The following is an 11,650-nucleotide window of genomic DNA, read 5'->3' on the forward strand; positions in this document are numbered from 1 at the left end:
AATGAATCGCTTTTTTTTGCTATAGGATATTTGATAAATGGATGAAATACCATCCATCAAACCTCTCTTTTTTCTGCTCTCGCATTTGGTTAGTTTAGTCATCCTAAAAATTTAACAGAGCATGAAGAAGCACCTCACCTTACTTTTAACCTTTTTATCTTTTTTCTCCTTTGCGCAGGTAGATATGAGTTATTATCTGCCTGAAGGATTTTCTTATAATCCTGACATCCCTACCCCCAAAGAAATTTTGGGCTATCACCCAGGAGAATGGCATGTAAGTCATGATCAGCTACTTTATTATATGCGAGAGGTGTCTGCAGCTTCAGATCGAATGATCATGGAAGAGATTGGCCGCACTTATGAGGGTCGCCCATTGGTTCAAATTACGGTCTCTTCTCCAGCTAATTTGGCCAGACTAGATCAAATCAAAGGAGATCATAAAAAACTCACTGATCCTTCTTCATCTGGATCAATGAATACAGATGAGATGCCCATTGTCATGTGGCTTGGATATTCTGTTCATGGTAACGAAGCAAGTGGATCTAATGCTTCATTATTAACTGCGTATTATTTAGCTGCAGCTACAGGTTCGGAGATAGACAATATGTTAGAGAATTCTATCATCATAGTCGATCCATCATTTAACCCAGATGGGCTACATCGATTCTCTACTTGGGTAAATATGCATAGATCACATACCATCAATCCTGATCCGAATGATAGAGAATATGGAGAGGTGTGGCCAGGTGGACGTACTAACCACTATTGGTTTGATTTGAATAGAGATTGGCTTCCACTTCAACATCCGGAATCAAGAGCGAGAATAGCAAGATTCCATGAATGGAAACCAAATATTCTCACAGATCATCATGAGATGGGCACTAACTCAACCTTTTTCTTCCAGCCGGGAATTCCTTCACGAAAGTTTCCTTGGACACCAAATAAGAATGTTGAGCTGACTCATAAGATGGCGGCTTTTCATGCAAAGTATTTGGACAATATCGGATCACTCTATTACAGTGAGGAAAGCTTCGACGATTTTTATATTGGGAAAGGATCAACTTATCCAGATGTAAATGGAAGTGTAGGTATCCTGTTTGAGCAAGCTAGCTCAAGAGGCCATGCTCAAGAGAATGATTACGGAATTCTAACCTTCCCAATGGCTGTTAGGAATCATTTTACTGCTTCGCTTTCAACGCTTGCCTCCGGCATTGAACACAGAAAAGAGTTTCTAGATTATCAAAAGGATTTTTATCGAGGCGCATCTAATCTAGCCTCAAATGATGCAACAAAAGCATACGTTTTTGGATCATCCAAAGATCTAATTAAAAATTATGAACTAGCGAAAATGCTTGTTCAACATAAAGTGAAAGTTTACGAATTAAAAAGCGCTGTTCGCAAAAATGGATCTCGATTTCAACCAGGATCAGCCTATGTTGTTCCGATGAATCAAGATCAATATCGATTGGCTAAAGCCATTTTTGAAACTCGCACTTCATTCAATGATAGTTTATTTTATGATGTTTCTACATGGACCATGCCACTCGCATTTAACCTCCCATACGCCGAACTTGGAAGTAAAGATTTTAACAGTGGTATCCAAGGAGCAATGGTAGATTATCCAGAAGAACCTAAAGCTCAAATGATTGGAAGCAAAGGGGCCTATGCCTATGCGATAGAGCCATATGGTTACCTGTCCTTTAGAGCTATCAATAGACTGTTGAGCAAAAAAGTAGTGGTTCAAATGCTGAACGAAACCCACAGTGATGGTAATCGAACGTACCCTAGAGGCACGATGATCATACCTGTAGGTGTTCAAGAAAATAGAAGAGCATGGATTGAAAACACACTAGATGAAATAGTACAGAAAGATGCTGTGAATGTCTACGCGCTCAGCACCGGATTAGCTAAAACTGGTGTTGACCTTGGTAGTAGAAGCAACACAACAATGAAAGAGCCAAAAATTGCTGTCTTAGTAGAGGGAGGAGTAAGCAGTAACGAGGCAGGAGAAGTTTGGCACCTCCTTGATCAACGATACAAAATGAAAGTCACTTTGCTTCCTATTGACAGATTAGGACGTGACCTCTCCAGATACAATCGAATCATTATTCCTAATGCCTATCTAGGTTCAGTCAGTGATTCTCAAAAGAAAAACCTCAAAGATTGGATTTCACAAGGTGGAGTTGCTATCGCTTGGAAAAACGGAGGTAAATGGCTTTCTGATTCAGAGATTACCGGCGTAAAATATGCGTCCAGTACTAATGATGAAGAGAAAAAAGAAGCCTTCAAGGCATACGAAAACCTAAATGAGGAGCGAGGCGCACAAGTAACCGGCGGATCAATTTTTGAAGCACGAGTAGATTTGACCCATCCACTTGCCTATGGTATGGAAAGTGATAGGATACCGCTTTTTAGAAATCATAACTTAGTTATGGAAAAATCTAAGAATGCCTACGCAAACCCCTTCGTTTACACAAAAAACCCTTTGATTTCAGGGTATGTATCTGAGGAGAACCTTGAGCGTTTTAAAAATTCGCCTGCGGTGACAATATCCAATGTAGGTAGAGGAAAAGTCATTACCTTGGCAGACAACCCAAACTTTAGAGCATTTTGGTATGGCACCAATAAAATCTTTATGAATGCGTTGTTTTTTGGAAAGGCCATAAGCCGGGGTGCCGGTGAATAAAAAAAATGAAACGAAGTACTGAATGAAGATTCAGATAAAAATAATCATATCAGTTAGCCTCATATTTATGGGGCTTTCTGCATTCTCTCAAGATGGTGAGTCGCTAGAAGCTCTCTTCAAAGTAGACTATGATACACCTCTGACCTTAGATTTAGAAGCTGAGGAAGGAGAAGATGCAGGTATTGAGCCTGTTAAGCAAAAGAAAAAAAAGAAAAAGCGCAATGTCTATTTTGGCTTAAAAACTAGAAAAGGATTTACCAGAACTATACGTGGCAATGACGTGATTTTTGAAATCTTCCATGTCCTTAAAGAATATGAGGGTCCTCCAGAATATGCCTCCGACTTCTATTGGCTTGACTATAAAAAAAAGAAGGTGATGAACACACTTCGAATAAAACAAAAAGATGCTCAAGTACTTCATGGCCCTTACAAAAAAACGCTTGGGGATCAAGTGATCGAAGAAGGTTGGTATTACAAAGGGATGAAACATCGAAGGTGGGTTCGGTTCAACAGGCACGACATACTACAAGACAAGGCCTATTGGTGGAAAGGGTGGCCACAAGAATCTAAGCTTGCATATTACGATTTTAAGAAGACCAAATTAAGGGAGGTTATCCCTGTTCATTATGCAGAAAGAGATGGAGAATACTGGGCATTTCATGAGGATGGTTCTGTAGCTGTGCGAGGCGATTATAAATTTGGTCACCGAGTGGGTATGTGGAGAGAATATTATGATGGTGGTAGAGTGAAACGTGAGGTTATGTATCCAGAAGATCCCTTTGACTTCAAATTCAATCCGTATATATCACGCGAATGGGATTCAAAAGGGACACTTATTTACGATCGAAAGAAGTTCCTAAAAAGTCTAAACTAGAGTTTTAACTCCATCTGTACATTACATCTTGAATACGGTGAATCCTTCCCATTCATCTCTTGAAATCCTAATTTTTTGTATAAGTTAATGGCAGGCGTCAATATGCTATTTGTTTCTAAGTAAACAGTTTTAGCATCGAGAGATCTCGCTTTTTCAATAGTTGCGTTCCCAATCTGCCAGCCAATCTTTTGCCCTTGAGCTTCTGGTGAAACTGCCATTTTTGCTAGCTCATAATTATCATCATCTATTTTTATCAACGCACAAGTCCCTACTGGTTTTTCATCCATCAAGGCAACTAAAATCGCACCCCCTTTATCTAAAATATATTCTTTAGGATTGTTCAGCATATTTTGATCTGATTCCTCCATTTCAAAATATTTATTAATCCATGCTTCATTCAGTTCCTTGAACGCTAAAGCATAAGAAGGTAAATAGTTTACAATTTTGATCATCGTTGGTAACTGTAGAATAGTCCGAATACCATAACTATAACAGTAAGCAAGGCAATATTAATTCCCACAGAAAAAAACATGATCCAAAAAATCAGAAGCCACCAGAGTGGGAAAACAAATAATCCAATCCCAAATTTTAGTGACGAATGAAATACCACATCGTCAATATCCCGAATAATTCGATGGATAATGTAGAGAGGTAATGGATTCAGTAACCAAGCTAACACATGTCTTTTCCTTTTTTTTTGAGCTCTTGGGATTTCCAAGGAAGGATCAACAGACCTTAATTCTTGGAACGATTTATCCTCATGAGACTCTTGAAAAATAGTTTTAGAACGCTTATCGTAATTAGGTGTTTCCTCAGGAATCACCAATGACTCTTTCATCCCAGCACTGATGGCATCCCTCATTTTTATCAATCCCTTTGCTTGATTTTTTCGGTATTCTTCAATGTATTCATTTACCGGAATTGGCTTTCCGAAACTTATCAAAACAGTAGATTTTGGTGCTTGATGATCAAAATAGTTTAATCCTACGGGTAGCACCATCAAGTCCTTGTCCATTGCTTCCTGAGATTGCAAGGCCAGTCTGGCCGCACCCTTTGTCAAAGGACGGAGGTAATAATGTTTTCCATGATTTCCTTCTGCAAAAATTAAAACTGACCCTTCTTTACTAAACAGCTCCTGACAACCCTCAAATACCGAATCATTCAAAGACAACTTAGCATACCCATCACGTATACGATAAATGGGTGTCATATTCATCAACCGCAAAAACGGCTTACTCCACCATGTAAATACATCTGAACGAGTCAAATAATGAAGTGAAATAGGTATAAACGCTCCAACCAGCAACGCATCTAAAAAGGCATTCTGGTGATTTGGAGTTACAATAAGTGGCGTATTTAGCGGGACATTTTCCCTTCCCTCAATTTTTATCTTTCTAAAGTATAAACGAAGAACAAGCTTCATAAAGACCTTAAAAAGTGAATAGAAATCAAGCATTTAAATCAATTCTTCTGCACTTACGAGTGTTAGTTTCACTTTATCAATTCGATTCTCTTCCATTGTGAAAATGGTGATGACGAATGGAGGTATCTCAATAACTTCATTTACTTCAGGAATATCTTCGTGATATTCGAAAATCAGCCCGCCTAATGTATCATATTCTCCCTCAGGCAGTGACAACTCATATTGATCATTCAAGTAGTCAATTTCATGCCTGGCACTAAAAATGAAGTTATGTTTATCCAATTTTTGCTCAGTTAGATACTCATCATCGTGCTCATCACGGATTTCACCAAAAATTTCTTCGATTACATCTTCGATGCTGACTAGCCCTGAAGTGCCGCCATACTCATCTACTACCAATGCTAAGCTCTTTCTATCCGTAATAAATTGAATCAACAACTCATTTGCGAGCATCGTTTCGGGCACAATTGGGATCTCCGTCAAAATCGATTTTATGTCATCAGGTTTTTTGAATAGTTCAAGCGCATGACAATATCCAATCACTTCATCTATCGACTCTTTATAAACCAGAATTTTTGAGTGCCCACTTTCAATGAAATTCTTCTGTAATTCTTCAACTGGATCATTGACATCCACAGCAGTAATCTCTGTTCTCGGAATCATACATTCGCGCACCTTTACCGTCTTGAACTCGATAGCATTATTGAAAATTTTTGCGTCAATTTCAGCTTCCTCCTCATCTTTGATATTGAGGATGTTATTCTTAATGTAGTTATTCAGGTCTGTTAGACCAAATACTGGTTTTTCGTCCGAAAGTTTGTATCCAAACATCCATATAAAAAAAGATGAAATTTTTACTACAAAAAACACCACCGGGTACATCAACCCGTAAATCGCCCCCATAGGGAGCGCAAATAACTTGAGCGAAAAGTCCGGATTTATGAGGAAGAGGCTTTTAGGGAGAAACTCAGCGGTAAGCAATACAATCGCAGTTGATATAATAGATTGTATGATTAGAACGACTACATCTGTTCCCAGGGAGAGCGGCAATATAGAAACAATAAATGGCTCTAATAGCCCCGCCATAAAGATTCCGTAGAGCACTAGTGCAATGTTGTTTCCAACAAGCATTGTTGCGAGAAATTGGGATTGATTATCCGTGAATAGTGCTAAAATCCGACCAGAAAATGTCCCTTTTTTTCTTAAAACTTCGATATGAAGCTTATCTGCTGATACAAATGCGATTTCCATTCCAGAAAAAAACGCTGACAATAGTAAACAGAGAACTATGATCAAATAGGAGAGCGGATCATCCATGCTTTCTCTTCTTTTTCTTTTGGTTTTTGGCCGATTTCAATTCTTCCTGTTCTCTTACTTTTCGCTGACCTTTACGATAACCATATAAAAATAAGAGTGCCAGGCTAAACATAAAAATCCAATAAGATTCTGCAAGACCAATAACTATTGCCTGATCAATACCTATAATGAACGTGCAGAATACCAAAACAAACAGAATTATATCAAAAAGTTTCATTTCTATTCTTTCTCTGGCTCCAGGGGAATTTCCCGGTTAGGTGGACGGTTTGGGTCGTCCTCAAGTGTGAATGTCCCGCTTGGCTTAAGAATTCGATATTCAGTAAAATCCTGGTTGGATTCCATGCCCTCTCCCGTATGTACCTCATCTTCTGAATTGATCGTCACAAACTTGTCGGTATAAAACTTCTCCTCTATTTGATTCCAAAAAAGCTCTTCCGTATTTAGCTCATCTTGATTCACGTTGCTTCTTACCACCACATTGCCTTCTGCACGATAAAGATTCTCTGATTTAGTGAAGTAAACGTAGTTAGCTGAAAAATAACTAGTCACTTGTCCTCTACTATTATACCATTCGATATAAAACCCTTTTGGCCATTCCTGATCTCCATTTTCAAAATTATTCTGAAGATGTGAACTCATGTTCATGACCACTATACCTGAATCACTTAACAAAGTAATGGAACTATCCATGGAGGACAAAGGGCCTTCATAAAGCGATTGGTCTATCAGGTCTTTCCTTTGATTACAAGCAATCAATATCAGCCAAAAGCCTAAAACCAAAAAGCGACCTGAAATGATATTCAAGGTCGCTATTAAACTTTTTTGTGGTGCACTACTAGTTGGCAGGTCTTCTTTCAAGAGTCACTGTGGTGTTAATCCAACATCCTACTGTAATCGATTGGCCTTCTTCTTTATTTTCATTGAAAATATCTTCAATAGAAGGGAATTGAGCTTTTGCTGCATTCATTTTAGCTGAAGCGCCTGCTCTACGGTATTGATCGTAAGCAGCAATAAATACTGCTCTATCTGCAATCTGACTTTTTTCTTGATAACAAGGGCCACTGCCAAAACTTGAGAAGTAAAGATCCCCTATTAGTTCAAAAGCATCTTTGAAAGCAGGGTCAAAAGAAAGAGCTCTTCTGGCACTATTCCTTGCTGTAGATTTCTGACCTTGTTTTACGTATATACGTGCAGAATTCACAAACATCTCCGCTTTTTGTGAATTATCATCTGTTAGCGAAACAGCTTCGTTGTAGTATTTCAATGCCTCTGCATGATTTTCTTCTTTGGCATACTTAGCGCCTAAGAATTTGGCCACTCCATATGTTGGTTCATCTTTTTGAATTATTTCGGCAGCTTTAAGAGCAAGTGGACGATCAATACACTCACCATCTATCATTAGTTTAAAAACCTTCTTGGCAATTTTTACATCATTACCTTGATCTAATTTTGAGCCAAAGTTCTCCTCTACAAAATCGCAATTAATATCAACCTTGGTTGCCAAAAGTAGACGGTCAATAGTGTCTAGAGATTTGTCCATCTTCTTTCTATTCCCTTCGGAAGCACCTTGCTTTTGAATTTCAATTGCATCAGAAATATCAAAATAGATATCAATAACTTGAGTGTCACTTAATTCGCCTCCTGCAAACCGATATTTATAAGCTGAATTCATATAAGCTACCAAGTAACGATGATCCATTTCTTTACCTTCAAGCTCAAAGGCCTTAGAAAAAAGCTCAAACAATAGAGGATACTTTTCTTTAGTCTTGTTATAATAAGAATAAGCGAAATATGCCTTTCTAACACTTATATCTCCTTCTTTTCCGAAGTACTGAATTCTTTTATCATGCAGATCTAATGCTTTTTGAATGTACTCGTCTTTCTTAGAAGGGTCAGTCGCTTTTTTCGCCAAACCGTCATAGACTTTAATTCCCTGAATATAAATTGAAGGATTTAAATCAGGCGTGTTTGTCAATAGCCAAGTCAAAGGCTTTACAGCTGCTTCATAATTTTTGGCTTTCAATGCATCTGTATAGAGCACATTTTTTTCTTTGGCAATATCCACTTGCTCTCCCCAGTTCCATCCGTTTTGAGCGTTAACTCCAAGTGCTAGAGAAAGAAAAAAAGCTGCTCCAAGTATTTTAGTAATCGTCTTCATAACTCACTTTTTGCTAGTCGTACTTTCGTTTTATGAACCACCTATCATTAATGGTTGCTCCTATAACAACCTTATAATAGGTTTCCTTAATTAATCCGTTTGATGATTCTCCAAGCTGACCCCATTTAAAGGCTAAGTCCAGACTTGAAAATCCACTTACTGGTAAAGAGGCACCAAAATTAATACCAAAATCTGTAAGTGACCGGTTATTTACGATGTATGGTAATCTCTGATAGTTAAACCCTGCAGAATACCTGGTACGTTTCCAGTATGAATTAACATTATCATAGTCTGGAATCCATGAAATACCCATCGATAATTTGTATGAATTGTTGAAATCCTCTGATTCATCCCCTGCACCATTCCAAGCTTGGGTCTCATAGTCTACTCCAATTTTATAGAGATCGACTTTTTCATAAGACATCCCAAAACCTAGCGTTTGCGGCAAATCGAATGTGATACTTTCTGATGAAACTTCTACTGTTTCTATTTCTCCACCAGCACTAGAAAGACGGGTGAGAGACAGGTCAGAGTTGCCACTAAGGCTACTCTTTGCGGAATAGGTCAAACCAAAATTCAAAAAAGACTCTTCAGAAAGTGTATGTCGGTAGCCAAGGCCAAACAAAAAATTCATGTCTGAATATGACTGCTGCAAAAAAGAGGAAACTGGATCTCCTATTTGGAAATTAACCACAGTGGTGTCCCCATCGTTAATGACCTCTCTTTGTTCAAAGAGAACTATATCTGAATTTTTTTCAATAGACCCAAAAGTATAATTGATTCGTAAGCCGACAAGTAATTTTTTCTTGATTCTGAATCCATTCGCCCAATAAAAATTAGTCAAACCACCCTCACCTCTATTATCCGAAATCTGTTGAACTGGGTTTTCAGTGCCCAAGACTTCTCCCTGAGAAAACGTGTTGTAATCAACTGAGCTATAGGGCAAAATACCAATTGAAGAAGACCACTTCCCTTGAATTACCGGAAACGCATATCCTAAAAACCTGAGACCTCCTCCTGTATCATTTCCAGAAACTCCATCTCCAGAAAAACTTCTCCTATCTACTTCAAGGCCGACTTGAAATGTACTTAAAGTATTATAAATGAGGTTAGCAGGATTTTGGGTATTAATATGCCATATAGCTGGCGTTCCTATACCAACCTCACCCATTCCTACATTATTGGGCATACCTTGGTGATTAAGGCTTCCTAATCCTTGAAATGAATAAATAGACTGTGACTGACTGAAGTGCCCCAACAAAATACAACAGGTTATTCCTGTTAAAATCCTTTTCATTTATTTCTTCTTACTTTATCAACTGCCTTCTGGGAATGACTCGTTTACTAGCAACTATCAAACCATTCATTTTTAACAAACCAGCAAGAGGGCTTAATTACGAGTTGGAATTTGACTGCTGTTTCCAAATTTTGTAAAGTCCTTTATGCACAATTTTTGAGCCTGCAAAGATGTGGGCTTTTAGCTTGGATTCAAAGAAATGAGCATCTCCTCCGGTTAATAACATGTTAAGACTTGTGAAATCCTTCTCTAATGTCCGGAAGACACCTTTTATTTCATGCATCATGGCCCAAAATGATCCACTCAACAGGCATTCTTTCGTTGTTTTTCCTATTTCAGAGGAATTTATCTCCAACCATTCTTTAGAAATATCTGGAAGTTGATCTGTAAAATGATTCAAAGATTTCATCCGCATCTGCAAACCGGGGGATATAACACCTCCCTGAAAAATCCCTGAGCTATCGATCAGATCAATTGTCATACATGTACCAAGATCAACGATCAAATTATTTCTATCGGGAAATAGGTCGTGTGCCCCCACAGCAGCAGCAATCCTATCAGCTCCTAGTGTTTCTGGAGTGTGGTAATCCAATGATATCGGTAATAAAGATTCATCGGACAGAAAATGAACTTTTCGATTTGCAAATACGCTTTGATCCAGGTTTTTTACGGATGAAATGATGAATGGTATTATCATATCATAATGGTTTTGTATTGACAAGAAGTCTTTCCATACTATAGTCTTTCCAAACTCCCCTCCAGATACCTCAGCAGTTTTGATAGAGCTATTCCCAACATCAATTAATATTACCTCTGTCTTTCTCTCCATGATGCTACAAAAGAAATGAAAACATCTTATTCTATTATTGGTGCAATGGCCGGCTCTTCAATGGATGGCTTAGATTTAGCACAAGTGACATTCTCTTTGCGAAAAGGTTTTTGGGATTATGAGATTGAAAAATGCGAAACGATACCTTACAGTAAAGTGATATTCGCTGAATTAAAGAAGTCACCTCTTTTAGAAGAGAGCGAAAAAAAGAAAATTGACAGCTCATTTGGTAAATGGATTGGTGAGAAAATAGAGGGATTCGTGTTAGATACGCCTGCGGTTGATCTTTTGGCAGTTCATGGCCACACCTCTCTTCATGATCCAGAAAATGGCATAAGTGAACAATTGGGCAATGGAGAAGTCATTGCATCCGCTTGTGGAATTCCTACCATAACAGAATTCAGAAGTAGAGATGTCAAACTGGGAGGTCAAGGCGCTCCTCTTGTGCCAGTTGGTGATTTTGATCTTTTCAAAGAGTTTGATGCATGCCTAAACTTGGGAGGAATTGCCAATGTTTCAATGAAGTTTAATAAAACTGCCTGGGATATCTGCCCATGTAATCAAGTATTGAATCATTTTTCTGAAAAGCTTGGATTACCATATGATCATGAAGGTAGAATTGCGGAAAAGAGCTCTTTGGACAAGTTATTTTACAGTGAAGTAGCCAACTTAGATTTCTTTAAGCAGTCTCCTCCAAAATCATTGCCCAATAATTATGTTTCAAGTGAAGTGCTTGAAAAAATAAACCCTAAAACAGGATTGCACACCTATGTTGCAATTGTTTCTGATCTAATCTCACAAGCCCTGAATCTTTTCCCTAAGAAATCTAAATTGCTGATTACAGGTGGTGGAGCTTTTAATACATACTTAGTTGAAGAGATTTCAAAAAGATTAATACAATGGGAAGTTGTCATCCCTGATGCCAAACTAATCTCATTTAAAGAATCTTTGGTTTTTGCATTTCTTGGACTAAAAAGATTTCGAAATGAAATAAACGTACTCGCCTCTGTTACTGGAGCAAGTAAAGACACCTGCTCTGGTGTGATTCATCTTCCCAAATGATTAG

11 protein-coding genes are annotated in these 11,650 nt (G+C 38.2%); 3 read left to right on the plus strand and 8 right to left on the minus strand.

Annotation, left to right across the window (positions count from 1 at the left end; translation table 11 throughout):
- Nucleotides 1-121: 121 nt before the first annotated feature.
- Nucleotides 122-2,686 carry a M14 family metallopeptidase gene (locus tag ABJQ32_13865; protein MEP5290731.1) on the plus strand — a complete coding sequence of 855 codons (2,565 nt, stop codon included), beginning with the start codon at nucleotides 122-124 and terminating at the stop codon, nucleotides 2,684-2,686.
- A gap of 22 nt (nucleotides 2,687-2,708) precedes the next feature.
- Nucleotides 2,709-3,560, plus strand: a complete 852-nt coding sequence (locus tag ABJQ32_13870; protein ID MEP5290732.1) for a hypothetical protein — start codon at nucleotides 2,709-2,711, stop codon at nucleotides 3,558-3,560.
- On the opposite strand, the gene ABJQ32_13875 is transcribed toward ABJQ32_13870, so the two are convergent.
- The 8 genes from ABJQ32_13875 to ABJQ32_13910 form a co-directional block, all read right to left on the minus strand.
- Entirely contained in the window at nucleotides 3,557-4,012 is a 456-nt protein-coding gene (locus tag ABJQ32_13875) for a GNAT family N-acetyltransferase (protein ID MEP5290733.1), read from the minus strand. The genes ABJQ32_13870 and ABJQ32_13875 overlap by 4 nt on opposite strands.
- Entirely contained in the window at nucleotides 4,009-5,016 is a 1,008-nt protein-coding gene (locus tag ABJQ32_13880; protein MEP5290734.1) for a lysophospholipid acyltransferase family protein, read from the minus strand. Before ABJQ32_13880 ends, ABJQ32_13875 begins: the two co-directional genes overlap by 4 nt.
- Nucleotides 5,017-6,300, minus strand: a complete 1,284-nt coding sequence (locus ABJQ32_13885; GenBank protein ID MEP5290735.1) for a hemolysin family protein — start codon at nucleotides 6,298-6,300, stop codon at nucleotides 5,017-5,019.
- Nucleotides 6,293-6,517: a hypothetical protein gene (locus ABJQ32_13890; protein ID MEP5290736.1), complete on the minus strand. Its 225-nt coding sequence runs from the start codon at nucleotides 6,515-6,517 to the stop codon at nucleotides 6,293-6,295. The genes ABJQ32_13885 and ABJQ32_13890 overlap by 8 nt, the downstream gene beginning before the upstream one ends.
- A 2-nt stretch (nucleotides 6,518-6,519) precedes the next feature.
- Entirely contained in the window at nucleotides 6,520-7,158 is a 639-nt protein-coding gene (gene lptC / locus ABJQ32_13895) for an LPS export ABC transporter periplasmic protein LptC (GenBank protein ID MEP5290737.1), read from the minus strand.
- Entirely contained in the window at nucleotides 7,136-8,458 is a 1,323-nt protein-coding gene (locus ABJQ32_13900) for a hypothetical protein (GenBank protein ID MEP5290738.1), read from the minus strand. Before ABJQ32_13900 ends, lptC begins: the two co-directional genes overlap by 23 nt.
- A 13-nt stretch (nucleotides 8,459-8,471) precedes the next feature.
- Complete coding sequence (locus tag ABJQ32_13905; protein ID MEP5290739.1) at nucleotides 8,472-9,755, minus strand: hypothetical protein; 1,284 nt, start codon at nucleotides 9,753-9,755, stop codon at nucleotides 8,472-8,474.
- 97 nt (nucleotides 9,756-9,852) lie between these two features.
- Entirely contained in the window at nucleotides 9,853-10,584 is a 732-nt protein-coding gene (locus ABJQ32_13910) for a type III pantothenate kinase (GenBank protein MEP5290740.1), read from the minus strand.
- Nucleotides 10,585-10,599: 15 nt separating this feature from the next.
- On the opposite strand from ABJQ32_13910, the gene ABJQ32_13915 reads away from it, so the two are divergent.
- Nucleotides 10,600-11,646, plus strand: coding sequence for an anhydro-N-acetylmuramic acid kinase (locus tag ABJQ32_13915; protein MEP5290741.1), 1,047 nt, complete (start codon nucleotides 10,600-10,602; stop codon nucleotides 11,644-11,646).
- The last annotated feature ends 4 nt before the right edge of the window (nucleotides 11,647-11,650 follow it).

Origin of the sequence: Marinobacter alexandrii (genome assembly GCA_039984955.1) — a bacterium.
Lineage (GTDB): Bacteria > Bacteroidota > Bacteroidia > Cytophagales > Cyclobacteriaceae > Ekhidna.